27 protein-coding genes and 1 tRNA gene are annotated in these 23,974 nt (G+C 66.4%); 17 read left to right on the top strand and 11 right to left on the bottom strand.

From position 1 onward, the window contains the following. Nucleotides 1-25 precede the first annotated feature (25 nt). On the bottom strand, nt 26-721 hold the full coding sequence (gene crp / locus ACFQ0E_RS06670) for a cAMP-activated global transcriptional regulator CRP (protein ID WP_386822891.1): 696 nt from the start codon (nt 719-721) through the stop codon (nt 26-28). 207 nt (nt 722-928) lie between these two features. Here crp and speD point away from each other — a divergent pair, with 207 nt between their 5' ends. Next, nucleotides 929-1,723 carry an adenosylmethionine decarboxylase gene (gene speD / locus ACFQ0E_RS06675; protein WP_137852666.1) on the top strand — a complete coding sequence of 265 codons (795 nt, stop codon included), beginning with the start codon at nt 929-931 and terminating at the stop codon, nt 1,721-1,723. A gap of 180 nt (nt 1,724-1,903) precedes the next feature. Then, nucleotides 1,904-2,221: a DMT family transporter gene (locus ACFQ0E_RS06680; protein ID WP_386822892.1), complete on the top strand. Its 318-nt coding sequence runs from the start codon at nt 1,904-1,906 to the stop codon at nt 2,219-2,221. 16 nt (nt 2,222-2,237) lie between these two features. Here ACFQ0E_RS06680 and coq7 read toward each other — a convergent pair whose 3' ends face one another. Together coq7 and ACFQ0E_RS06690 are read right to left on the bottom strand one after the other, a co-directional pair. Next, nucleotides 2,238-2,882 (bottom strand): 2-polyprenyl-3-methyl-6-methoxy-1,4-benzoquinone monooxygenase, encoded by a 645-nt coding sequence (gene coq7, locus ACFQ0E_RS06685; protein ID WP_386822894.1) that lies wholly within the window; start codon nt 2,880-2,882, stop codon nt 2,238-2,240. Between the two features lie 59 nt (nt 2,883-2,941). Next, nucleotides 2,942-4,075 (bottom strand): (Fe-S)-binding protein, encoded by a 1,134-nt coding sequence (locus ACFQ0E_RS06690; protein WP_386822896.1) that lies wholly within the window; start codon nt 4,073-4,075, stop codon nt 2,942-2,944. A gap of 250 nt (nt 4,076-4,325) precedes the next feature. Here ACFQ0E_RS06690 and rplM point away from each other — a divergent pair, with 250 nt between their 5' ends. From rplM to ACFQ0E_RS06715, 5 genes are all read left to right on the top strand, one after another. Further along, nucleotides 4,326-4,754: a 50S ribosomal protein L13 gene (gene rplM, locus ACFQ0E_RS06695; protein ID WP_137852662.1), complete on the top strand. Its 429-nt coding sequence runs from the start codon at nt 4,326-4,328 to the stop codon at nt 4,752-4,754. A gap of 3 nt (nt 4,755-4,757) precedes the next feature. Continuing rightward, nucleotides 4,758-5,150: a 30S ribosomal protein S9 gene (rpsI, locus tag ACFQ0E_RS06700; protein WP_386822897.1), complete on the top strand. Its 393-nt coding sequence runs from the start codon at nt 4,758-4,760 to the stop codon at nt 5,148-5,150. Nucleotides 5,151-5,245: 95 nt separating this feature from the next. Continuing rightward, nucleotides 5,246-5,320 (top strand) — tRNA-Gln (locus tag ACFQ0E_RS06705). A 305-nt stretch (nt 5,321-5,625) separates the two neighbouring features. Then, a complete protein-coding gene (locus ACFQ0E_RS06710) occupies nt 5,626-6,153 on the top strand; it encodes a hemerythrin domain-containing protein (protein WP_386822898.1) in 528 nt (175 codons plus the stop codon). Nucleotides 6,154-6,359: 206 nt separating this feature from the next. Beyond that, complete coding sequence (locus ACFQ0E_RS06715; protein WP_386822900.1) at nt 6,360-7,184, top strand: DUF3050 domain-containing protein; 825 nt, start codon at nt 6,360-6,362, stop codon at nt 7,182-7,184. Nucleotides 7,185-7,371: 187 nt separating this feature from the next. Here ACFQ0E_RS06715 and ACFQ0E_RS06720 read toward each other — a convergent pair whose 3' ends face one another. Beyond that, the gene (locus ACFQ0E_RS06720) at nt 7,372-7,989 is read right to left on the bottom strand and encodes an acyl-homoserine-lactone synthase (RefSeq protein WP_386822902.1); all 618 of its coding nucleotides are present in this window, start codon (nt 7,987-7,989) and stop codon (nt 7,372-7,374) included. Nucleotides 7,990-8,252: 263 nt separating this feature from the next. Further along, a complete protein-coding gene (locus tag ACFQ0E_RS06725; RefSeq protein ID WP_386822903.1) occupies nt 8,253-9,011 on the bottom strand; it encodes a LuxR family transcriptional regulator in 759 nt (252 codons plus the stop codon). 234 nt (nt 9,012-9,245) lie between these two features. On the opposite strand from ACFQ0E_RS06725, the gene ACFQ0E_RS06730 reads away from it, so the two are divergent. The 5 genes from ACFQ0E_RS06730 to maiA all read left to right on the top strand — a co-directional run bounded on the left by ACFQ0E_RS06730 (nt 9,246) and on the right by maiA (nt 13,011). Further along, the gene (locus ACFQ0E_RS06730) at nt 9,246-9,992 is read left to right on the top strand and encodes a 2OG-Fe dioxygenase family protein (protein WP_386822904.1); all 747 of its coding nucleotides are present in this window, start codon (nt 9,246-9,248) and stop codon (nt 9,990-9,992) included. Nucleotides 9,993-10,055: 63 nt separating this feature from the next. Next, entirely contained in the window at nt 10,056-11,039 is a 984-nt protein-coding gene (locus ACFQ0E_RS06735; protein WP_386822905.1) for a fumarylacetoacetate hydrolase family protein, read from the top strand. Continuing rightward, nucleotides 11,036-11,602 (top strand): NADAR family protein, encoded by a 567-nt coding sequence (locus tag ACFQ0E_RS06740; protein WP_386822906.1) that lies wholly within the window; start codon nt 11,036-11,038, stop codon nt 11,600-11,602. Before ACFQ0E_RS06735 ends, ACFQ0E_RS06740 begins: the two co-directional genes overlap by 4 nt. 49 nt (nt 11,603-11,651) lie before the next feature. Then, nucleotides 11,652-12,272, top strand: coding sequence for a Pr6Pr family membrane protein (locus ACFQ0E_RS06745; protein ID WP_386822907.1), 621 nt, complete (start codon nt 11,652-11,654; stop codon nt 12,270-12,272). Between the two features lie 73 nt (nt 12,273-12,345). Continuing rightward, entirely contained in the window at nt 12,346-13,011 is a 666-nt protein-coding gene (gene maiA / locus ACFQ0E_RS06750; RefSeq protein WP_386822908.1) for a maleylacetoacetate isomerase, read from the top strand. Nucleotides 13,012-13,108: 97 nt separating this feature from the next. On the opposite strand, the gene ACFQ0E_RS06755 is transcribed toward maiA, so the two are convergent. Next, a complete protein-coding gene (locus ACFQ0E_RS06755) occupies nt 13,109-14,239 on the bottom strand; it encodes a PilT/PilU family type 4a pilus ATPase (protein WP_386822909.1) in 1,131 nt (376 codons plus the stop codon). Nucleotides 14,240-14,461: 222 nt separating this feature from the next. Between ACFQ0E_RS06755 and ACFQ0E_RS06760 the strand changes: the two genes are divergently transcribed. The 5 genes from ACFQ0E_RS06760 to ACFQ0E_RS06780 all read left to right on the top strand — a co-directional run bounded on the left by ACFQ0E_RS06760 (nt 14,462) and on the right by ACFQ0E_RS06780 (nt 18,970). Then, nucleotides 14,462-14,803, top strand: a complete 342-nt coding sequence (locus tag ACFQ0E_RS06760; RefSeq protein ID WP_386822910.1) for a hypothetical protein — start codon at nt 14,462-14,464, stop codon at nt 14,801-14,803. After that, nucleotides 14,800-15,441, top strand: coding sequence for a hypothetical protein (locus tag ACFQ0E_RS06765; protein WP_386822911.1), 642 nt, complete (start codon nt 14,800-14,802; stop codon nt 15,439-15,441). The genes ACFQ0E_RS06760 and ACFQ0E_RS06765 overlap by 4 nt, the downstream gene beginning before the upstream one ends. A gap of 448 nt (nt 15,442-15,889) precedes the next feature. After that, the gene (locus ACFQ0E_RS06770; protein ID WP_386822912.1) at nt 15,890-16,108 is read left to right on the top strand and encodes a YdcH family protein; all 219 of its coding nucleotides are present in this window, start codon (nt 15,890-15,892) and stop codon (nt 16,106-16,108) included. A gap of 189 nt (nt 16,109-16,297) precedes the next feature. Further along, nucleotides 16,298-17,713, top strand: coding sequence for a pyridoxal-phosphate dependent enzyme (locus tag ACFQ0E_RS06775; protein ID WP_386822913.1), 1,416 nt, complete (start codon nt 16,298-16,300; stop codon nt 17,711-17,713). A 69-nt stretch (nt 17,714-17,782) separates the two neighbouring features. Then, nucleotides 17,783-18,970 (top strand): cystathionine gamma-synthase, encoded by a 1,188-nt coding sequence (locus tag ACFQ0E_RS06780; protein WP_386822914.1) that lies wholly within the window; start codon nt 17,783-17,785, stop codon nt 18,968-18,970. An 82-nt stretch (nt 18,971-19,052) separates the two neighbouring features. Here ACFQ0E_RS06780 and ACFQ0E_RS06785 read toward each other — a convergent pair whose 3' ends face one another. The 5 genes from ACFQ0E_RS06785 to ACFQ0E_RS06805 are packed head-to-tail and all read right to left on the bottom strand — an operon-like array spanning nt 19,053 to nt 23,969. Next, nucleotides 19,053-20,534 (bottom strand): glucosyltransferase domain-containing protein, encoded by a 1,482-nt coding sequence (locus ACFQ0E_RS06785; RefSeq protein WP_386822915.1) that lies wholly within the window; start codon nt 20,532-20,534, stop codon nt 19,053-19,055. A gap of 48 nt (nt 20,535-20,582) precedes the next feature. After that, on the bottom strand, nt 20,583-20,975 hold the full coding sequence (locus ACFQ0E_RS06790) for a GtrA family protein (protein ID WP_386822916.1): 393 nt from the start codon (nt 20,973-20,975) through the stop codon (nt 20,583-20,585). Beyond that, nucleotides 20,972-21,913, bottom strand: coding sequence for a WxcM-like domain-containing protein (locus ACFQ0E_RS06795; protein WP_386822917.1), 942 nt, complete (start codon nt 21,911-21,913; stop codon nt 20,972-20,974). The genes ACFQ0E_RS06790 and ACFQ0E_RS06795 overlap by 4 nt, the downstream gene beginning before the upstream one ends. Next, entirely contained in the window at nt 21,910-22,881 is a 972-nt protein-coding gene (locus tag ACFQ0E_RS06800; RefSeq protein WP_386822918.1) for a glycosyltransferase family 2 protein, read from the bottom strand. Before ACFQ0E_RS06800 ends, ACFQ0E_RS06795 begins: the two co-directional genes overlap by 4 nt. Beyond that, a complete protein-coding gene (locus ACFQ0E_RS06805) occupies nt 22,866-23,969 on the bottom strand; it encodes a DegT/DnrJ/EryC1/StrS family aminotransferase (protein ID WP_386822920.1) in 1,104 nt (367 codons plus the stop codon). The genes ACFQ0E_RS06800 and ACFQ0E_RS06805 overlap by 16 nt, the downstream gene beginning before the upstream one ends. Between the last annotated feature and the right edge of the window lie 5 nt (nt 23,970-23,974).

Below are 23,974 nucleotides of genomic sequence, written 5' to 3' on the forward strand. Positions count from 1 at the left end.
GTGCGTCACCGGGAGGCGAGGCCGGTCAGCGGGTGCCGTAGACGACCACGGTCTTGCCGCGGGCGTGCAGCTTGCCGTCGGCCTGCAGCTTCTTGAGCACGCGGCCGGCCATTTCGCGCGAGCAGCCGACCAGGCGCGCCAGCTCCTGGCGGGACACGCGCAGCTGGGTGCCCTGCGGGTGGCTCATGGCTTCCGGCTCGCGGGTCAGGTCGTGCAGGGCACGGATGATCCGGTCGGTGACGTCGAGGAAGGCCAGGCGGCCGGCCTTGCGGCTGGTGTCCAGCAGGCGCCGGGACAGCTGGGCGCCGATGGCGTAGATCAGCTGGGCGGCGTCGTTGCCGAGCGGACCTTCCAGCAGCTGGTACAGGCGCTCGTAGCCGATTTCCGCCAGTTCGCACTGGGTGCGGGTGCGGGTGCGCAGCACCACCTCGCGGCGGTCGCTCTCGACGAACAGGCCCATCTCGCCGACGAATTCGCCCGGGCCGAAGTAGCCCAGGACCAGCTCGCGCCCGTCGTCTTCCTCCGTGATGATGCTGACCGAACCGGAGATCACGTAATACAAGGTGCCGGCCGGATCCCCCGGGCGGAACACCTCGGTCCGCGGCGGGTAGCGGCGACGGTGGCAGTGGGACAGGAAACGCTCGATGGTCGCGACCGTCGGAGCGAGCGGGTTGGCGTTTCGGCGGAGAGGTGTCAGCGTGGCCACGGGGGATGTGTTCATGCGAGCCAGAGCGAAGGAATGGGCAAGAGTAGGCTTTTGTTCGGTTCCGGGCAAACCGTGGCTTTCAGCCCCCGGCCCGCGTCCCGGCCCGCCCGCCCGTCAGCCCGGGCTGCGGATTCCCGGGGCCGGCCCGGCAAACGGTGGCGCCGCCCCCCCCTCTGCCGCATAATCGCGCCCCCTACCTCCGTACCCCAAGGAACCGATGCCGTGGTCAAGCCGCTGCCGCGTCTGAAGCTGCAAGGCTTCAACAACCTGACCAAAGCGCTGTCGTTCAATATCTACGACGTCTGCTACGCGGTCTCCGAGGAGGAGCGCCAGCGCTACATCGCGTACATCGACGAGGAGTACAACGCCGACCGCCTGACGCAGATCCTGACCGACGTCGCCGAGATCATCGGCGCCAACATCCTCAACATCGCCCGCCAAGACTACGACCCGCAGGGCGCGTCGGTGACCATCCTCATCTCCGAGGAGCCGGTGATCGACAAGAAGGATGCCGGCAAGGAGCTGATCTCCGACGCGGTGGTCGCGCACATGGACAAGTCGCACATCACTGTGCACACCTATCCGGAAACCCATCCGGACAACGGCATCGCCACGTTCCGCGCCGACATCGACGTCGCCACCTGCGGCGTGATCTCGCCGCTGAAGGCGCTGAACTACCTGATCGAGAGCTTCGAGTCCGACATCGTCATCATGGACTACCGCGTGCGCGGCTTCACCCGCGACGTGAAGGGCAAGAAGCACTACATCGACCACAAGATCAACTCGATCCAGGACTACCTGGCCAAGAACATCAAGTCGCGCTACGAGATGCTCGACGTGAACGTCTACCAGGAAAACATCTTCCACACGAAGATGCATCTCAAGGAATTCGACCTCGACACCTATCTGTTCGAGGAGAAGGCCAAGAACCTGTCCTTCAAGGAACGCATGAAGATCGAGGCGCGCCTGAAGCGGGAGATCGAAGAGCTCTACCACGGCCGCAACCTGGCCGAGTGACGGGTCAGGCACGGGTCATCGCACCCGTGCCACCCTGCGCCACCTCGCGGGACGACCCGCACGCGACATCTCGACGATGCGCGAACCGAACGACCGACGGCGGTCCGGACCTTCCGGGCCGCCGTTTCGCTTTTCGGCATGCCGAAAGCGCGACGGCTCCGGATTCACCTGGAGACGACCATGTCGTGGATGCACCTGTTCCTGGCCGGACTGTTCGAGATCGCCTTCGCCCTGGGCCTCAAGCACACCGAGGGGTTCACCCGCCCCTGGCCGACCCTGTTCACCGCGCTGGCCGCCGCGATCAGCTTCTGGCTGCTCACGCGTGCCCTTGAGGGCATCCCGCTGGGCACGGCCTATGCGGTCTGGACCGGTATCGGCGCGATCGGCGTAGCCCTGGTCGGCATGACCGCGTTCGGCGAGAGCGCCTCGCCTGCGCGGTTGGCCTGCCTGGCGATGATCGTCGCCGGCGTGGCCGGCCTGAAGCTGCTCTCGCGCTGACCGTGCCTGGCGCAGGTCAGAGCCGGTAGGCGACCGTCTTCATCACCTTCGACGCCAGCGCCATCACGGTCGGCACCGGCGGCGGCAGGATCTTCGCCCCGGCCTCGCGGGCATGCTCGGCATGGCGGACTTCGTCGTCCTTCATGACCCGCAGGATGGCGCGGCTGCGGCCATCGGCGGCCGGCAGGGTCTGCAGGTGCTCTTCGAGATGGGCTTCCACCTGGCGCTCGGTCTCGACCACGAAGCCGAGGTTCCAGCCGTCGCCGCGCAGCCCGGCGAGCACGCCGATGGCGTAGCTGCCGGCGTACCACACCGGGTTGAGCAGGCTGGGGCGGCTGTCCAGCTCGCGCAGGCGGTCGGCGCACCAGGCGAGGTGGTCGGTTTCTTCCTGCGCCGCAGCCAGCAGCTGCGCACGGGTGCCTTCGTCGCGGGCCACCGCCGCCTGGCCGACGTACAGCGCCTGCGCGCAGACCTCGCCGACGTGGTTGATGCGCATCAGCCCGGCGGCATGGCGGCGCTCGGCCTCGTCCAGCACGACCTCGGCCTCGGCATCGCCGGGATTGGGGCGCGCGGCGCGGGGCGAGCCGGCCACGGTGTCGAGTGCGTTCTGGGCGTCGACGATCAGGCGATCGAGCGGGGACAGGCGGCGGGTCGTGGTCATGCCGGCATTATCGTCCAAACCATGCCGAACTTCGCCGGAAGCGTGTCACACCAGGCAGGTCATGCCAGGCCGTCGGCCAGCAGTTCGAGCGGATGCTGGACCGGCAGCGTGATGCCCCTCCCGAGGTGCAGACGACAGCCGATGTTGGCGCTGAGCAGCCGGGTCGCGCCGCTGGCGGCCAGCTGCGCCAGCAGCGGCTGGCGGAACCGGTCCGCGCGCTCCGGGTTGGTCAGCATCTGCGTCCCGGCGGCACCACAGCAGCCGAAGCCGGCGTCGAGGACGACGATCTCCAGTCCGGGCACGCGCGCCAGCAGGCGGCGCAGCGTGGCGTCGCTGCCGACGACGTTGCGCTGGCTGCAGGGCAGGTGCAGGGCGACGCGCTCCGGGCGCGGGACGAAGCGCAGGCTGTCGGCATGCTCGGCCAGATGGTCGATCGCATCGCGGGCCCCCGGCACAGCCCCGGCGACCGCCTCGTGGCAGCCGCTGGCCAGGGTCAGCACGGTGGCGATACCGGCGAAGGCCGCGCGGTTGCGTGCGGCGAGTGCGGCGGCCGTGTCGGCATCCCCGGCGTGCGCATGCAGGGCGCCGCAGCAGCCTTGGCCATCGGGGAAGACCGCGCGCTGGCCGAGCGCCGCCAGCAGGCGGGCGATGGCGGCATGCAGGCCGGTCTCGTAGCTACGTGCGACACAGCCGGTGAAGATCGCCACCGCCGGGCCGTCCGCCTTTTCCATCGCGCGCATCGGTCGGGCAGGCGGCCGGGGCAATGGCCGGGCCGCTTCCGGAAGCAGGGGCCAGGCCCGACGATAGAGTCCCAGCAGCGACGAGAGGGTCTGCGGGCGCGCAGCCAGCCATTCCGCACCGCGCTGCCGAAGCCCGGGGCGTCGCCGAGCCCGCTGGCCGGCGCGGGCGCGGACGAGGATCGCGCCGAACTCCACCCGTGCCGGGCAGACCGCCTCGCAGCGCCGGCAGCCGAGGCAATGGTCCAGGTGCGCGTCCGTGGCCGGGGTCGGCACGAGACGGCCGTCGTCCAACGCCCGCGCCAGCGCGATCCGGCCGCGCGGCGACTCGCTTTCGAGGCCGTCGAGGGTGTAGGTCGGGCAGGTCGGCAGGCACAGCCCGCACTGCACGCAACGGTCCGTCAGCGCCTGCAGGGACGGGGTGTCGGGATCGGGGCAGGGCAGGGCGTCGGTCACCCGCACATCTTCCGGCATGCCCGGCGCCCACGCGAGTCGGGCGGGCCCCGGATGGCGTGATCCAGGGGCGGGCGCTGCCCGGACTTGCGGCGCCCCGGGGCGGGGGCTATCATTCCGCCTCTTTGCGGCCCGCGCCTGCGGCTCGCGAAGCGCTTCACGCAAGACAACGCGCGGTGAAGTTCAGTCGTCCCGGCAGCACGGGGGCGGCCGGAACCAGCCCGACCAGGCACCCCATTCCTCAGAGTTCTCCATGAAGACTTTCATCGCCAAGAACGAGACCGTCCAGCGCGACTGGTACCTCGTCGACGCCTCCGGCAAGACCCTCGGTCGCCTTGCCGCAGAGCTCGCCTACCGCCTCCGCGGCAAGCACAAGCCCGTCTACACCCCGCACGTCGACACCGGCGACTACTTCGTCGTGATCAACGCCGAGAAGATCGTGGTGACCGGCAACAAGCTGCTGGACAAGAAGTACCACCGCTTCACCGGCTACATCGGCAACCTGAAGACCGAGAACCTGGCCCAGGCGCTGGAGCGCCACCCGGAGCGCGTGATCGAGATCGCCGTGAAGGGCATGCTGCCGAAGAATCCGCTCGGCCGCGCCATGTACAAGAAGCTCAAGGTGTACAAGGGTTCCGAACACCCGCACGCCGCCCAGCAGCCGCAAGTCCTGGATATCTAAACGATGGCTACTCAGCAGAATTACGGCACCGGCCGTCGCAAGTCCTCCGTCGCCCGCGTCTTCCTGCGCAAGGGCACCGGCAACATCACCGTCAACGAGCGTCCGCTCGACGAATTCTTCGGTCGCGAAACCGCCCGCATGATCGTCCGCCAGCCGCTCGAACTGACCAAGACGACCGACAAGTTCGACATCGTCGTCACCGCCACCGGCGGCGGCACCACCGGCCAGGCCGGTGCGATCCGCCTGGGCATCGCCCGCGCGCTGGTCGAGTACGATGAAACCCTGAAGTCCGAGCTGCGCAAGGCCGGCTTCATGACCCGCGACGCCCGCGAGGTCGAGCGCAAGAAGGTCGGTCTGCACAAGGCACGTCGCGCCACCCAGTTCTCGAAGCGCTGATCGCTTCGGAACATGCCGGGAGTCCGCTCCCGGCCCCTGCGGGGGAGTTCCTTGTTTCGCCTGTTTGGCGTTACAATGCGCCCCCGCAGCACTACAGCCCCGTCGCCAAGCGGTAAGGCACCTGACTCTGACTCAGGCATTCGGTGGTTCGAATCCATCCGGGGCTGCCATCTTCGAAAAGCCTGCCTTCACGGCAGGCTTTTTTTCGTTTCGTGGTCCCGCAATGACGGGCCTGTCTCGGGAAGAGCGTGCGCATGCTGTCGTTCCACAGGCGGCACAGTCCGTCCATGGCCTGATGGCGGGATGTAGCGGATACGCACTTGCTCGCAGAATGACGAGCATTCCATGACCTTGTAATCACTCCCGAGCGGGCATTCGTCGTACCTGTCATTCCTTACAGGTACCCGACCCCCGTGGCCTGCGGCTATGTTCGCCAACGCTGGTGGATGCCGGCAATGAACATACAGGGGAAGTTGTGCTCGATTTCATCAGGAAGTTGCTGGGTGGTGGTCAGGGACCGAGGTCGCAGGCCCTGCCGCAGGGCATTCCCAGCCAGGAACAACGCCGAACCGGATTCGGCATCACTTACGATCCAGAACTCGTCCCGGCGCTGAAGCGCGACCACGTCGATCTCGTGAAGCTTTTCGGCGCTATCGGCGAAACTGCCCAGCAGGGCGATTTCCAGTCCATTCCGCAGATGCTCAATGCGTTCAAGGTGCACCTGGAAGGGCATCTGATCGCCGAGAACGTGCGCTTCTACAACTACGTCGAAAACGCGATGCAGCACGACCCGGAAAGCTCCGCCCTGGTGCGCAGCTTCCGTCGCGAAATGAACGCGATCGCCCGCGGCGTGGTGGACTTCGTGAAGAAGTATCAGGTCGAGACCTTCGACCAGAAGCTGCGCGACGAGTTCATGAACGACTACAAGACGGTAGGCGGTTTGCTCACCCAGCGCATCCAGCGCGAGGAAGGCAGTCTGTATCCGCTCTACCACCCGGTCTGACGACCGGTCGGGGCGAGGCCCCGGCTCTCCAACGATCACGACAGGTTTGGCGACACATGGATGTATCGCCTGCGGGAGGCCTTTGCCGGCTTTCCGCGGGACAGGGACCGGCGCAGGCGCCGGTCCGGCGGTCCGGTCGGCCATGGATGGTCGATATCGGGCATTCCCGTCTGTTTTCACACCATGATCGGATCAGGAGAGAACACATGAAACAGGAAGTGGATGTGGTGCTGACCCCGGCAATGCGCCGTCTTCGCCACGAGCTGGAGACGCACCCGGTGTTCGCGGAGATCGCGCATGTCGAGGCCCTGCGTTCGTTCATGCAGGTGCATGTCTTCGCGGTCTGGGACTTCATGTCGCTGGCGAAGCGACTGCAGCGCGACCTGACCTGCGTCGAATTGCCGTGGATGCCGCCGAGCAATCCGGAAGCCGCGCGGCTGATCAACGACATCGTGCTCGCCGAGGAAAGCGATGTCGATGCGGACGGGCGTCCGGCGAGTCATCTGGATCTCTACCTGAAGGCGATGCGCGATGTTGGGGCGCCGACCGCGCAGTTCGAGCACTTCCTGTCCGTGCTGCGCAGCGGCGCTTCCCTGGACGACGCGTTCGCCCGCGCCGAGGTGCCGCAGTTCGTGCGCGATTTCGTCGGGCACACGATCGGCACCTGCCTGCGTGGCAGCACGCTGGAGGTCATGTCGAGCTTTTTCTACGGGCGCGAGAACGTCATTCCCCCGATGTTCCAGAGCCTGCTCGACCGCTGGGGCCTCAGCGAGGGCCAGGCGCCGGGTTTCGTGTACTACCTGCAGCGCCACATCGAGCTGGACGGCGACAGCCATGGCCCGGCCGCAAGCCGCCTGATCCAGGCCGAGCTTGCGCGCGATTCCGACGGACTGGCGCATGCCCGCGAGGCCGCCCGGGAGGCGATGGCGGCCCGGCGCGCGCTGTGGGACGGCACGGCGGCCCTGCTCCGCGAGCGCCATGGCGAAGCGGCCCCGATGGCGCCGGCACACCAGGTCGCGCAGGTCGCCTGAGGCAGGGTGCGCCGCGCAGGCACGTCTGGGCCTGCGCGACGCCATGGCATGACGCCGATGCCCCCGACGTCGCCGGCTGCCTGCGCAGCCGGCGTGCGTCGAGTGTCTCCCCAAGGACCGTCGTGGGCCGTCTGCGTGCCTGCCTGCGTCGTCGGCGGGCGAGGGCGCGTGCGTCGCCGCGCTTCGATCAGGCTGCGCGGGCGATGTCGAGTGCAGGCGCGCTGCCGCTGATGCGTGCGGCGACCGGCAGGTTGTCGCCGACAGACATCCGGAAAGCGAGACTGAGTACCCGGCCGATCCGGCGCGGGGCGCCGAGTCGCTCCACGTGCAGGCCGAGGTGGCGCAGCATCCGCTCGATCGGCGCGCTGGTCACGCCGACGATCTCTTCGACGCCTCGCGAGTCGGCGAAATGGAACAGGTCCGCCAGCATCGCGGCGGGCAGGTCGCCGAAGCCGAAGCCGTCGCCCGCGCAGCGCGTGCTGATCGCGAAGCGGCTGATTTCCCAGGTCGACGCTGCGGCCGGCGCCGGCGCCCCGTCGAGCAGCGACGGGAAGATGTCGCGCAGCATGTTCGGCCCCAGGGTCGGCAGCAGCCGGCAGCAGCCGAGCGCCTGCATGCCGTCCTCGTGCGCGATCAGGTAGTGCGGGCCGATCAGGTCGAACCAGTCGTGCTCGCGTCCGTGTTCCACCCGGACCTCCCAGCCCAGGCGTTCGTGGAAGATCTCGCTGCGCAGCCGGTACATGCTGTCCAGAAGGGTGGCGTTGAGGTCGGGTTCGCCTGCGCGGCCGATGGCAATACGGGTCATGGTGTCTCCTTGGTGTGGTGAGGAGACGCCAGTGGAGCGGATGCCCTGTCGGTTCTTGCAGCTGATCGACCTGACAGGTTGATCCTTGCCGGGTAATCGTGTTCTCAAACGTGCCGATCGCCGGCGATCGACGCCGATCTCCCATGGGCTTGCGCACAGGCGGCTGCAATCGAAAGCAATCGACGACAATCAATTCATGGTTGTCGACCGGGTTTGCGCGAACCGGGTGGATCGCGGGCGATCGCGCCCGCGGGCTCAGGCGCTCAGTTGCGGAAGGTGGAGACGATCAGTCCGAGCGAGACGGCGCGTGCGATGGCGGCCTGGCGACCGCTGACGCCGAGTTTGTGCGTCGCGTTCTGCAGGTGGAAGATCGACGTGCGCTCGCTGATGTTCAGGAGCTGGCCGATCTCCCAGCTGGTCTTGCCTTCGGCCGCCCACGACAGGCATTCCCGCTCGCGCTTGGTCAGCGCGGGCAACTGCGCGGGCGTCTTCGACCGCGCGAAGCGGCGCGCGGCTTCATGCACGAAGTGCGCGAGCAGGTGCAGCTCGGGCAACATCTCGTTGAAGTCCTTCGCGGTAAGAGTGTCGGATGCGTAGGACATCAGGCCCCAGGACACGCCGGGTCCGTGCAGCGGCACGCTGACCCCGGATCCCAGGCCGAATTCGCGCGCTTCCCCGAACAGGAGGCGGATCTTCTGCAGATGCGGATCGACGACGCGGCGATCGAGCTGTTGCGCATCGTCCCAGGCCAGCGGCGTGGCATGGTCGTGGCAATGGCTGATGATCGGATCGATGCTGATGTAATCCTGCGCGAAGTAGTGTTCCACCCACGCTTCCGGATAGGTGCCCATCCTCACCTGATGCGCGTGGTCGTTCACCAGCGGCAGGTCGACGGCGTAGAACCAGGACGTGATGGCCAGAGGGCCGAGCACGGCATCGATCTCGTTGCTCAGCGCGTCCATGCTCGACGTGCGCTCGAGCGCGCGCATCCGGGAGATGTCGATCAGCGTCCTGCCACCCATGACCCCTGTTCCCGATTCGAAGACTGCGTGCTGCCCTGCAGTGTCCTGTCCCTGCCCCCTGCCGTCGGCGATGCCGTTTGCGTGGCTGTCTCGCGGCGGCGCGCTCCGTCGACCGTGGCCGACGCGTTAAAGTAGCAGGCTTCCGCGCCAAGTGGACAGCCGCGAATCCGCACGGGATGCGCGGTGCGCCGCAGCGGCTCCTGCGGTACGTCCTCCTTTTCCGGTCCGAATGCCATGGTCGCCACATTTCCCGCCCCCTACACCCCGCCGGAGGCGTTGCTCGCCGACCTGCGCACGCGCGGCTATGCCGTGCTGCCTCCACGGGACGTGCATGCGCTGTGCGGCATCACCGCCGAGGCGTTGGGATCGCTGGCTGCCTCCTGGAACGACCTCCCGCCGGACGAATATCTCCGCGACGGTGGTCGCTACCGCAGCCGTCGGCATGCCTGCTTCACCGTGACCGCCGATGGCGTGACCCGTGCCCCGCACCGCGCCCACTACCAGCCGGTCGACTACAACGCCCTGCACGGCGGCATCCAGCGCTGGTTCGCGCCGGTCGACGACGCCGTCGCGACGGGCGAGGGCTGGCGGGCGATGCTCGCCTCGCTCGGCGCCTGCCTGCGCGAGGTGCGGCCGGTGGACGCCTGGTACGTCGAGGCGCACCAGTTCCGCATCGACACCCGCGATGGCATCGGCCGGCCGACGCCGGAAGGCGCGCACCGCGACGGCGTCGATTTCGTCGCCGTGTTCCTGGTCGATCGCCATGCCATTCGCGGCGGCGAGACCCGGGTCTTCCAGGCCGATGGTCCGGACGGCCAGCGGTTCACTTTGACCGAGCCCTGGAGCCTGCTGCTGCTCGACGACACCCGGGTGATCCACGAGTCCACGCCGATCCAGCCCCTGGCCGGGCGCGAGGACGGCGGCCATCGTGACACCCTGGTCCTGACCTTCCGGGCCGGTGGCTTCCAGGCCGAGGGGTGAGGGCGCGCGGATCCAATTCAGTTACAATTGAAACCAATTTCGCAACAGGCAATCGAGGTTCCGATGAAGCTGGGCTCTCTGAAGGACGGTGGCCGTGACGGCACCCTGATCGTGGTCTCCCGCGACCTGACCCGCGCCGTGCGTGCGGACGGCATCGCGCCGACCCTGCAGCGCGCGCTGGAAGACTGGTCCAACGCCGCGCCGCGCCTCAACGCGCTGTCCGAAGCGCTGAACGCCGGCACCGCCGAGGGCGCGTTCGACCTCGACATGACCGCGCTGGCCGCGCCGCTGCCGCGCGCCTACGAGTTCGTCGACGGCTCCGCCTACCTGCCGCACGTCGAACGCGTGCGCCGCGCGCGTGGCGCCGAGGTGCCGGAGAGCTTCTACGTCGATCCGCTGATGTACCAGGCGGTCAGCGCCGGCTTCTACGGCCCGCGCGATCCGGTGCGCGTGCCCAGCGAGGACTACGGCATCGATCTGGAAGCCGAAGTCGTGATCGTCACCGACGACGTGCCGATGGCGGTGACGCCGGAAGACGCTGCCGCGCACATCCAGCTGATCGGCCTGGTCAACGACGTCTCGCTGCGCAACCTGATCCCGAACGAACTGGCCAAGGGCTTCGGCTTCCTGCAGTCCAAGCCGCGCTCGGCGCTATCGCCGGTGTTCGTGACGCCCGACGAACTCGGCGAGGCCTGGCTGGACAGCAAGGTGCACCTGCCGCTGCTCACCCACATCAACGGCGAATGGTTCGGTGCGCCGGAAGCCGGCGTCGACATGCAGTTCGACTTCGCGCAGCTGGTCGCGCATGCCGCCAAGACCCGTCCGCTGAGCGCCGGCACCATCGTCGGCTCGGGCACGGTCGCCAACGAGGACACCTCGCTGGGCGCGTCCTGCTTCGCCGAGCGGCGCACGGTCGAAACGCTGGAAACCGGCAAGCCGCAGACCCCGTTCATGAAGTACGGCGACGTGGTCCGGATCGAGATGCGCAGCCGCGACGGCGTCGACATCTTCGGCGCGATCGAGCAGCGGATCGACCGCCCGGCATGACGCGTCGCCTGCCGCTCGACGTGGACGCCCTGCGCGCCCGCGCGACGGCCGGCGAGCGCTTCGCTTTCCTGTGCTTCTGGGGGCATCGTCCGCGTGCGGACGGTGCGCCTTCCGCATCGTGCTTCAGCCAGTGGTACCCGTCGCCCTTCACGGTCGACGGCGTGCGCTACGCCACCGCCGAGCACTGGATGATGGCCGGCAAGGCGCGCCTGTTCGGTGACGAGTCCGCGCTTGCGAAGGTGCTGGCGAACGACGATCCGGGTGCCGCCAAGGCCGCCGGGCGCGGTGTGCGCCATTTCGACGAGGCCCGCTGGTCTGCTCATCGCTTCGACCTGGTGGTCGAGGGCAACCTCGCGAAGTTCTCGCAGCATCCCGACCTGCGGCGCTTCCTGTTGTCGACCGGCGACCGGGTGCTGGTCGAAGCCAGCCCGGTCGATCCGATCTGGGGCATCGGCCTGGCGGCTGCGGACCCGCGCGCGACCGAGCCGGCGCAGTGGACCGGCCTCAACCTGCTCGGCTTCGCCCTGATGGTCGTCCGCGAGCGGCTCGCTGCCATCGCCTGACGCGCGCCGCTATGCTGGCGCCGTCATCCCGGTCCGATGGAGGTGAAATGTGGCGATTGAACGCCGCGGCGCCCGCGCTGCTGCCGTCCTGCTGGCCTTGCTGGCCTGGACGGCCCTCCTGCTGCAACTGCGCCTGACCCTCGACGCCACCCTTGCGCGGGGCGGCACTACCGGCGAAGCGCTGGTGCTCTACACCGGGTTCTTCACCATCCTGACCAATCTCTTCGTCGCCCTCTGCGCCAGCGCGCAGGCATGGGTGCCGCGATCGCGCCTGGCCGGTGCATCGCTGCGCGGCTGCGCGACCACCGCGATCGTGCTCGTCGGGCTGGGCTACCACCTGCTGCTGCGCGAGATCTGGGACCCGCAGGGATGGCAGCGCGTCGCCGACAACCTCCTGCATTACGCCGTGCCGATCGCCGCGCTGGCGCACTGGCTGTGGTTCCGGCCGCGCGAGCCGCTACCGGTCCGGGCGCCGTTGATGTGGTCGCTGTATCCCCTTGCCTACTTCGCGTATGCCCTGGTGCGCGGAGAATGGCTGGCGCTGTATCCGTATCCCTTCATCGATGTCGCGACGCTGGGGTATCCGCGTGTCCTCGCGAACGCAACGGTCCTGCTGCTGGCCTACCTCGCGACCGGTGCGCTGCTGCGCTGGCAGGCATCGAGGCGCTGACCGCTTCCAGCGCGGGCGCGGGGGGCGTATCGTGCCTGCCATCCGGGCGCAACCTGCAGGCGAGGGCAAGGCCATGAACGAAACCCTGAAGCTCTACGGTTACTGGCGGTCCAGCGCCGCGTACCGGGTGAGGATCGGCCTGAACCTGAAGGGCCTGCCCTACGAGCAGGTGCCCGTGCATCTGGTCCGCGACGGCGGCGAGCAGCACGCGCCGGACTACGCGGCCACCAATCCGCAGAAGCTGGTGCCGGTGCTCGTGCATGGCGAGCGCAAGATCCGCCAGTCGATGGCGATCCTCGAATACCTCGAAGAACTCTGGCCCGAGCCGGCCCTGCTGCCGGTCACGCCGCGCGACCGCGCGCGCACCCGGGCCCTGGCGCAACTGGTCGCCTGCGACATCCATCCGCTCAACAACCTGCGCGTCCTGCAGTACCTGGAGCGCGAATGGAACGCGCCGCAGAGCGAACGCGATGCCTGGGTCCGGCACTGGATCGTCGAGGGCTTCACCGCGTTCGAGGCGATGCTGGTCGAGGACCTGGGACGCGGCGAATTCTGCGAAGGCGACCTCCCGAGCATCGCCGACTGCTGCCTGATCCCGCAGGTCTACAACGCCCGCCGCTTCGGCGTGGACCTGGCGCCGTTCCCGAACATCCGGCAGATCGAGGCCGCCTGTCTCGCCCGCCCCGAGTTCGACGCCGCCCGGCCGGAAGTGCAGCCCGACGCGCCCCGCAACGACTGAGCGCCGGTCGATTCCGATCGATCCCGAAATGCAGGACGCCCCGGCTTTCGACCGGGGCGTCTTCGTTTCCCGCGCGGTTGCGGGCAGGACGAGGCGATCAGTGCGAGAACGACGACGTGCCGTCCCCGCCGTCGAACGCGACCGCGTACGGGTCGTGCTCGTTGCTGCCGCCTTCGGACAGGCGGAACTTGAGTGCCAGGCCGTCGCGGGAGTCCGCGGCGCGCAGCGCCTGCTCCATGTCGATCTTGCCTTCCTTGGTGAGGCGGAACAGGCACTGGTCGAAGGACTCCATGCCTTCCTCCAGCGTTTCCTCCATCGCCGCCTTGATCTCGTGCACCTGACCGCGACGCAGCAGGTCGCGGATCATCGGCGTGTTGATCAGCACTTCCACCGCCGGGATGCGGCGGCCGTCGGTGCCGACCACCAGGCGCTGGCTGATGACGGCCTTGAGGTTCAGGGCGAGGTTCATCAGCACGTTCTTGTGCGCGCTTTCCGGGAAGAAGTTGAGGATGCGCTCGATGGTCTGGTCGGCGTTGTTCGAGTGCAGGGTCGCCAGGCACAGGTGGCCGGTTTCGGCGAAGGCGATCGCCGCCTCCATCGTCGTCGCGTCGAGGATTTCGCCGATCAGGATCACGTCCGGCGCTTCGCGCATCGCGTTCTTCAGCGCGTTGTGGAAGGCGTGCGTGTCCAGGCCGACCTCGCGCTGGTTCACGATCGACTTCTTGTGCTTGTGCAGGTATTCGATCGGATCCTCGATGGTGAGGATGTGGCCGGCGGCGGTGCTGTTGCGGTAGTCGATCATCGCGGCCAGCGAGGTCGACTTGCCCGAACCGGTGGAGCCGACGATCAGCACCAGGCCGCGCGGCGCCATGATCACGTTCTTCAGCACCTGCGGCAGCTGCAGTTCCTCGATGGTCGGGATCACGCTGCGGATGGCGCGGATGACCATGCCCACTTCGCCGCGCTGCTTGAACACGTTCACGCGGAAACGGCCGGCGTCGGCCAGCGAGATCGCCATGTTCAGTTCCAGGTCGCGCTCGAACTCCGGCACCTGGCCTTCGTCCATCAGCGAGTAGGCGATCTTCTTGACCATGCCGGGCGGCAGGCCGGTGTTGCCGAGCGGGTAGAGCTTGCCTTCGACCTTGATATGCACCGGCGCGCCGGTGGTCAGGAACATGTCCGAGGCGTTCTTGTCCGTCATCAGCTTGAGGAAATAGCCGATGTCCATTGCGTACCTCCCCGGGTACAGGATGCGATTGCTGAATGCCCGCGCGGCGCACGCCCGCCGCCGGCGTTGCGCATGCCCCACAGGGTGATGACAATGGCCTGCGACCGATCACGCGCATCGCGATCACCGGACACGGACCCCATGCCTGCAAGCTTCGCATATCTTCGTTGCGTCACGCAGCACCCCGCGCGGGGGACGCGCTGTTCCGCAGCGATGGCCTTCGTGACCCTTCTCACGCTTTCCTCCTTCGCTGCCGCCCGCGGCCCGCTTCCCGCGCAGGAGATCGACACCGCGCAGGCCGCCGTGCTGCGGGCCGAACGTGCCGATGCCGACCAGTACGCCGCCGAGGGCCTGCTCCGCGCGCGCATGGCCCTGACCCAGGCGCAGGCCCTGCTCGCCGCGAAGAAGACCGCCGATGCCATCGCCCAGGCGCAGCTGGCCGCCGCCGAAGCCGACTACGCGCATGCGCGCAGCCTGGACGTGCGTCTGGCCAGCGACCTGCAGCAGCGCAAGGGCGAGATCGCCGAGCTGCGCCAGCGTCTCGGCGTGGAGGCTGCGCCATGAGGCTGCGCCTGATCGCCGCCACCGCGCTGTTGCTCGTCGTCTGGACGACGCAGGCCGCCAACCCCGACCCCGATGCCGCGCCGCTGGCGCAGCGTCTGCAGGCCATCGACACCGACCCCGCGCGCAACGCCCATGCCGCCTACGAGCGCCTGCAGGCCCGCCAGGCCGTGCAGGCGCTGGTGTCGGCCAAGCGCAAGCAGCGGCCGATGGCGCTGCGCATTGCCCGGATCCGGGTCGAGACCGCCGAGATCGCCTCCGCGACAGAGGCCCGCCGCGCCGAACTGCAGCGCCTGGAGACCGAACGCAGCGAGCTGCTGGTCGAAGCCAGTCGCCGCGATGCCGAGCGCGCGCGCGCCGAGGCCGAGCGTGTCCGCCTCGAAGCGAAGATCCAGGCCGAGGAGGCCGCGCGCCTGCGCGAGGCCATCGCCGCCGAGGCCCGCAGCCGCGAGGAGGCCGAGGGCCTGCTCGACACGGTCGCCGGCAGCGAGGCCGAAAAACTCCGCCAGGCCCGCGAGCGCGAGGCCGAACTGGCACGCCGCGAGGCCGAGCTGATGGGCACCGCCACGCCGCCCAAACCCAAGCCCGCGCCCAAACCCAGGACCAAGCCGAAAGCCAAGCCCAAGCCGCCCGCCCGCTGAACGAAGGCAGCCGTGATTTTTTCGTTTTTCCGATGAAAATCATCGGGTTGTGGGCGACTCTCTGTTCAGGGACCTGTCCGCTCGTCGTCGATTCGCGCAGTGCCCGTGCTGGACGCTTGCCGGGGCCGGGGGGACAGGAGTAGGGTCGAATTCAACCGGCGCGCGTCGTGCTCGCCGGCGCAAGAGCGGAGCCGATGACCGTCAAGCCCGATCCGTCCCCGGAGACTGCCGCCGCAAGCCAGGGGCTTGCGGGCCTCCGCGATGGAGCGCCCGCTTCGCGCAAGTCCCGCCAACCCGGTCCAACACCACTGCGCCCCGTGCCTGCCGGCCGGGGCGCTTTCGTGTGCGGCACGGCTCGTGCGTGGCCGGTGCGGGGTCGTCGACACGCCCGATCCCCGGGGCCGGTGCGCTGCGCCGGACCCATCATCACCCGTGTGAGGAGGTCTCCATGTTCGAAGGGCAACCCCAGTCCGAAGTCGAAGCGCTGATGAAGGCGAACGCCGAGTTCCGTCAGCTTTACCATCGACACAAGGAGCTCGACAAGCAGGTGCTCGACGCCGAGCTCGGCGTCCTGCCGGTGGACGATGTCCGTCTGAACAAGATGAAGCGCGAGAAGCTTGCGGCGAAGGATCGACTGACCCGCATGTACGACGCGCTGCACCACTGACGCCCGGATCGTCCGGACGCGTTTTCCCTGCGGACGGCGGCGGCGTCCTCGTCAGACCGCCGTCGTCCGCAGCACCCTCGCGCATACGGTATGCGCATCCCGCCGATCGGTGTGGCCACGCCCCGCACGCGAGGGCGATTCCCCGTTCGATGCCATAATCCCGGCCTGTCCCACGCACCGGAAGCCGGCATGTCGCAGCCCTCGTCGCATTCGCCCTCGTCGAACGCACCTTCGATCCATGACTCCGTCCTCGACCTGATCGGCGACTCCCCGATCGTCCGTGCGCAGCGACTCGACACCGGCGTCTGCCGGCTGTTCCTGAAGCTGGAAAGCCAGAATCCCGGCGGCTCGATCAAGGACCGCATCGGCCTGCGCATGATCGAAGCCGCCGAGCAGCGCGGCGATATCCAGCCCGGCGCCACGCTGGTCGAAGGCACCGCCGGCAACACCGGCATCGGCCTGGCCCTGGTCGCGCAGCAGAAGGGCTACAAGCTGATCCTGGTCGTGCCCGACAAGATGAGCCGCGAGAAGATCTTCAACCTCAAGGCAATGGGCGCCGAGGTCGTGCTGACCCGCTCCGACGTGGCCAAGGGTCACCCGGACTACTACCAGGACATGGCCAAGCGCATCGCGGAGGAAACCCCGGGTGCGTACTTCATCAACCAGTTCGGCAACCCCGACAACCCGGCTGCCCACGAGTTCGGCACTGGCCCGGAGATCCTGCGCCAGATGGCCGAAGCCGGCGGCCTGGACGCCATCGTCTTCGGCTGCGGCAGCTCCGGCACCATGACCGGCCTGTCGCGCTGCTTCGCCGAACATTCGCCGCACACCGAGCTGATCCTGGCCGATCCGGTCGGTTCGATCCTCACCGAGTACATCAACGAAGGCACGCTGAGCGAGAAGTCGGGCAGCTGGATGGTCGAGGGCATCGGCGAGGATTTTCTGCCGTCGATCTCCGACTTCACCCGGGTGAAGAAGGCCTACGCCATTACCGACAAGGAAAGCTTCCTGGCCGCGCGCGAACTGCTGCGCAGCGAGGGCGTGCTTGGCGGTTCCTCCAGCGGCACGCTGCTCGCCGCGGCCCTGAAATACTGCCGCGAGCAGACCACGCCGAAGAACGTGCTGGTCTTCGTCTGCGACACCGGCAACAAGTACCTGTCGAAGCAGTACAACGACTACTGGATGCTCGACAACGGCTTCATCGAGCGCGACAGCCACGGCGACCTGCGCGACCTGATCCTGCGCCCCTACACCCAGCGCGATACCGTCGTCGTCGGCCCGCGCGACCTGCTGGTCACCGCCTACGCGCGCATGAAGCTGTACGAGATCTCGCAGGTGCCGGTGATGGACGGCGACCGCATCGTCGGCATCCTCGACGAGAGCGACGTGCTGCTGCACGTCTACGGCGACGAGGCGCGGTTCCGCGACCCGGTGTCCACTGCGATGGTCAGCAAGCTCGACATCCTCGACGTGCGCTCGCCGGTCGAGGCCCTGCTGCCGGTCTTCGACCGCGGCCACGTGGCCATCGTGATGGACGGCGACCGCTTCCTCGGCCTGATCACCCGGATCGACTTGCTGAACTGGTTGCGCCGCCGCGTTCAGTAATCGCGACCGGGTGCGCTAGGGGGGGGCGGAGGGTCGGTGTAAAATCGCCGGTCGTCCAAGGAGTTCCCCATGACCGAGCATGCTCCCGCGCAGACCCCCGACGTCCCGGAAGAATGGGGACTCGGCACCCGGGCCATCCATGCCGGGCAATCGCCGGACCCGTCCACCGGGGCGGTGATGCCGCCGATCTACGCCACCTCGACCTACGCCCAGAGCAGCCCGGGCGTGCACCAGGGCTTCGAGTATTCCCGGACCCACAACCCGACGCGCTTCGCCTATGAGCGCTGCGTCGCCGGCCTGGAAGGCGGTCGTCGGGGCTTCGCTTTCGCCTCGGGGCTCGCGGCCACGTCGACGATCCTGGAGCTGCTCGACAGCGGCAGTCACGTCGTCTGCATGGACGATGTCTACGGCGGTACCTTCCGTCTGTTCGAGCGCGTCCGCCGTCGCTCGGCCGGCCTCGACTTCAGCTTCGTCGACCTGACCGACACCGCTGCCTTCGAGGCCTCGATCCGTCCGAACACGCGGATGGTGTGGGTCGAAACCCCGACCAACCCGATGCTGAAGATCGTCGACCTGCAGGCCGTGTCCGCCGTCGCGAAGAAGCACGGCCTTCGCATGGTCGTCGACAACACCTTCGCCTCGCCGATCCTGCAGCGCCCGCTGGAGCACGGCGCCGACATCGTCATGCACTCGGCGACCAAGTACCTCAACGGCCACTCCGACATGGTCGGCGGCATGGCGGTGGTCGGCGATGACGCCGAACTCGCCGAGCAGATGGCCTTCCTGCAGAACTCCGTCGGCGCCGTGCAGGGCCCGTTCGACAGCTTCCTCGCCCTGCGCGGGCTGAAGACCCTGCACCTGCGCATGAAGGCCCACTGCGAGAACGCCCTCGCGCTGGCCGAATGGCTGCAGACCCATCACGGCGTCGAGCAGGTGATCTATCCCGGCCTGAAGACCCACCCGCACCACGCGCTCGCCGCGCGGCAGATGGACGGCTTCGGCGGCATCGTCTCGGTCCGCATCAAGGGCGGCTACGCCGGTGCCCAGCGCTTCTGCGAACGCACCGAACTGTTCACCCTCGCCGAATCCCTCGGCGGCGTCGAAAGCCTGGTCAACCATCCCGCCGTCATGACCCACGCCTCCGTGCCGGTCGAACGCCGCGCCGCGCTCGGCATCCACGATGACCTCGTGCGCCTGAGCGTGGGGGTGGAGTCGGTGGAGGATCTGCGGCGGGATCTGGCTGTCGCGCTCGCTTGAACTGGGCGATTTCGATTCGCTCAACAGCACATTCGATTGATGGCGAGGAAATCAGGGCATGCGAACGGCATGCCTCTGATTCTCAGATGCAGATCTGCACGACCTCGTTCTGAAGTCGCATCGATCGTTTGTCCGGCCAGCCCGGCAGCGTGTTGCAGGTCGTCATCCACGCCGGTGTCGTCTCGATGATCTCGACTTTGGCGCCAAGGCTTTCCTGGAATAGCCCCGGCAATGCGCCGGGTACTGCGAATGCCGACATGTTCATGTCGCCCCAGAGGGATTCGACGCCCACCGCATGTGTCCACTTCATGTGGACGTTCGCGATTTCGATTCGAGGGGTGCTCGTGCCCGCGAGCGCGCTGGCGTCTTCGTAAAGGCGTTCGGCGAGATCGTCGTCCCATGCATTGATGCGCTTCTGGTCTGCATGAATACCGAGTCCGACCGATGTGCCGCCCAGAATCAGGAGAATGGAACAGCAGACAGCATAGGCGTGCGTCAATCGTCCCGGATGCATCAGTGCTGGCAGCGCGGCGGCGGCCATGGCGAAGGGCAGGCCGATCAGCACGCGGGGGACGGGCCACCAGACATTCGCGATCGCGACAATCCCGATGCCGCATGCAGCGAATGCAAGATAGGATCCAGCCAGTGCTGCCTGCCGCAAAAACGCTTTGCCTGAGCGCATGAAGGCGCAAGCGTATCCTGCTGCGATCAGGCTTGCGGCGAGAATCGCCAGGAGCGGGCGCTTCAACACATAGAAACGATCGAGCAGCTGCAATCCGAGTTGATGGAGTTCGTCGAGGCGACGAGGGATCGCGTCCAGGCTCAGCATGGTCCCGCGGCCTTCCATGCCGTTGCCCAACGCGTACGCCAATGCCTTGGCGGCAAGAAGATAGGTCAGGGCTGCGATGAAGACGACCCCGCCGATCCTGATGATGTTTCGCTCGTCGACAACGCATGCAGGCAGACGGCATAGAACGCCGATGAGGCCCAGCGTCGATGCGACGAGGAGGATGTTGATGCTGATCTGGTAGATCGACAGGGAAAATGCGATCGCAGCGATGGCCAATACAAGGGGAATGATCCGCCTGGCCGCAAGGAACAGGGCAAGCGAAGACACGAAGGTCGCGAAGTTTGGGTAGAACGACGCTTCGGGGAATGTCAGGATCTCGGCATTGAAAGGGTGTGCGACGAACAGCAAGCACGCGAGGCAAATCGCCTTCTGCGTGCTGGCGTCGACCCGGAAAAAGGCCGAGATCGACAGTACGGAAGCGGCGCCGAGCATGAAGATTCCAGTTGCCTGCAGCAGCAGGGACGACGCCTGGTAGTTGATTCCGATGGACTCGACTGCATGGATCATCAGGAATTGCCCGACCCTGCCTTGAGCAATGAAGAAAGCGAGCGGCGGGAAGCCATTTGCATTCGTGTATGAATCCACGGAAAAGCCCGGATCGACCCAGAACGGCACTCTCAGCGCCAAAGATGCGACTCCGACGAAAAGCATGCATCTGAAAACGCGCTGCCAGTCGTCTGCGACAGCATCAGGGCGAAGGGTATTCAAGTTCACGGCGACTGGTCTTCCGGAAGTGTGCGGCGTGCAGTGTGGGCAGGCATGTCAATGCTTGACGACGATTCTGGACAGGACGAAGTTGATCGGGATCGTGGCCGCAATCGAGAGTAGCGGCGCAATCCTGGCGTCGCATCCGAATACATGGATTGCGAGCCATAGTATCGCGCTGCCTGCGGATAGGTTCACCAGGTGCACGAGCGGAAAGGCAGCGAATCGTTTCAGGTCGAGTTTCGAGGGGAAAACGAAAATGCTGTTGATCAGATAACCGGAGACGATTCCGATGATGAAACTGATGACGTAGGCGTGCATCGCCGGCAGGAGGATCAGCAACAGCAGATAGATCGCATAGCTGAAAGCGGTGTTCGCGATTCCGCCGATCAGGAATCGAACGAATTCGGATCTTCTGCCATCGACGAGCTGGCGAAGAAGCGGTTTCATTCAGGTCTCTGCGAGGCGAGGCGCTGGAACTCGCCGTAGTCGCGAATGTAGTCGTCCGGATCGTACTCGTGCGAAGCGAAGACGAGCAGTACCGCGTCGGCAGAATAGCGATACTGAGTTCCCCAGATCATCGGCGGCAGATGGAGGCCGCAATCCGGGGAGTCGAGGGTGAACTCATCCCTGTGGGCACCATCATCGGCCAGTACGCGGACCGAACCGCTCACGCACATGAGGAACTGATGGCATGCCTTGTGGGCGTGCTCGCCCCTCGTTTCCTGCGATGGGACATCGAAAACGAGAAAATAGCGGGCAGGCATGAACGGCAAGTCTTGCTGGAACTGACCTACGCTCAGTGATCCTCGAATATCGTTGTAGCGGGGCATCCTCATCAGCGACACGCCTCGGCAATGGATGTCGGTGAGTGAAGCCCGCTCCTGCCCAACAGCCGACTGTCGTTTGCCATCGGCGCTGTCGGTCACGTAACCCGTGATCCGTGCAGGATTGCCGACCACGATGGCATTCGGGGGGACAGATCGCGTGACGACCGAGCCTGCGCCGATCATGGCGCCTGCTCCGACAGTCAATCCCGGAAGGATTGTCGCATTGGCGCCGATCGAGGCGCCCTTTCCGATACGGGTAATGGGAAACTCGGCGGGATACTGTTTGCTTCTCGGGAACCTGTCGTTCGTGAAAGTCGCGTTCGGTCCGATGAAAACGTCGTCTTCAATGCGCAGGCCATCCCAGATCTGCACACCGCACTTGATCGTGACGCGGCTTCCAATGACGACGTCATTCTCGATGAACACGCCGTCGCAGATGTTGCAGTCCTTGCCGATCTTGGCTTTGGGCAGCACATGGGCGAATGCCCAGACACGCGTCCCCTCGCCGATGTCCGTCGATTCGCAGATGGCCTTCTCGTGGATGAATGGAGGGTTCATGACTTTGCCTTGAAGGAGGTTTTCGTCTGGATGATGGCGAGTGGGCGCGCTTTGGTGTTTTCAAAGGCTCGCCAAGCGTATGTTCCGACGATGCCGATGCCCAGGCTGTTGAGCGCGCCGAAAAAAAGCACGGCGATGACGATCCCCGCATAGCCGGGGACATCGATGGTCCCGGTGACTTTCGCTATCAGGGTGATGCATCCGAGAATCGATGCGGCGATCATGCCGAATGCGCCGACGATGGTCATGACACGGATCGGCAGGTTCGTGAAAGAGAAAATGCTGTCGGTGAGATAGCGGAATCTCTTCTTCAGGGTCCAGGCGCTCTTGCCGTGCTGGCGTTTGACTCGCTGATATCCGACATTCAGCCTGCGGCCGCCGAGCCAGAACAATTGGGCGAGCAGGCTCGAGTTCGACTCCCGGAGCGAAAGCAGGTCATCGCGGAAGTGCGATTGAAGCGCGAAGATGTCCACACCGCCAGGAGGAATGTCTGGCATGACCAATCGACGGTAAGCCGACCAGAAAAGCGATGACATCAATTTCGAATGCCAAGGGTCATCTCTCGAAAGTCGAACGCCGAAAGCGACGTCGTGCTCTCCCTTCGCGAGTTCCCGGAAAAACGTCAATGCCAGTTCCGGCGGTTCCTGGAGGTCGGCCGCCATCACTGCGATATGCGCGCCTCTTGCGAGGCCAAGCCCCGCCCGTATCGCTGCGAACGCCCCGAAATTCCTGTTGAGCGCGACGAGCTGCGAATCGAACGAGGCATCCGGGAGTCGTTCCCTGAGGCGTGCGTAACTTTGGTCCGGACTGCCATCGACGACGAAGACGGCTTCGAAATCGCCGCCGAGCTCGCGCGCAATGAATGCTATCGCATCGATCAGGGCAGGAATGCCGGATTCGTTTGCGTAAATCGGTACGACGAGACTGTGTCGTGGAAGATCGTGGTCTTCTGTCAGAACAGGTTGCATGCGTCGATGACATGACTGACTTCATCGTCAGTCAGCTCCGGGAAGCAAGGCAGGGTAAGCACCGTTTCCGAGTCGCGATCGGTGACGTGCAGGATCACGTCGTCGAAACGACCTGCATGACACGCTTGGCGATGGTCGGGGATCGGATAGTGAATATCGGAGGCGATACCATGGGATGCGAGATGTGCTTTCAAGGCGTCGCGATGCCGGGACCGCACCACGTAGAGATGTGCAACATAATCGCTGCCCTCGCAGGGGTGAATGTCTATTCTGGAGTTGAGGATCTCCCGCGAGTAGCGCATGGCGATATGCCTGCGTCTCTGGTTCCAAGCGTCGAGAGAGGGCAGCATGATGGAAAGAAAGCTCGCCTGGATTTCGTCCAGCCGGCTGTTGCGGCCTCCTGGCAGCCTGTTGTCGTACTTGCCTGCCCAGCCGTACTGGCGATACTGGCGCGCGAGATTCGCGACCCGCTCACTACGGGTCACCACTGCACCGGCGTCTCCGATCGCGCCCAGGTTCTTGGTGGGATAGAAACTGAAGGCGGCAGCATCACCGATGCTGCCAGCCCGGCGCCCTTTCTGATCGATCGCGCCGTGCGCCTGTGCGCAGTCCTCGATCACGGAGAGCCCGTGTCTGGCGGCGCAGGCTGACACTGCGTCCATGTCGGCCATCTGCCCGTAGAGATGCGTGACGATGACTGCCCGCAGGCTGTCGGGGCCGGAGGCGATGCGTTCGAGTTCGGCAGGATCCATCGTCGAGCGGCCTGGTTCGATATCCACGTAACATGGAATGGCCCCCGAAGCGATTACCGCGCTGGTGCCATACATCGCTGCGTTCGCGCAGAGCGCGACCCGGTCTCCTGGGGAAACGCCCGCCGACTTGAGCGCGATCTCGAGTGCATCCGTACCATTCGCCACGCCGATGCAGTGTTCCACGCCGCAATACCCGGCAAACTCACGCTCGAAGTTGGCGACAGCCGGCCCGAGAACGAAATAGCCGCTGCGCACGACGGCGTCGGAGGCCGCTGCGAGTTGTTCGCGAAATGGGCTCGTGCGCCGCCCGAGGTCGTTCAGTGGGATCGGAGTCATTCCAG

Origin of the sequence: Lysobacter brunescens, from assembly GCF_042677005.1 — a bacterium.
GTDB lineage: Bacteria > Pseudomonadota > Gammaproteobacteria > Xanthomonadales > Xanthomonadaceae > Lysobacter_I > Lysobacter_I brunescens.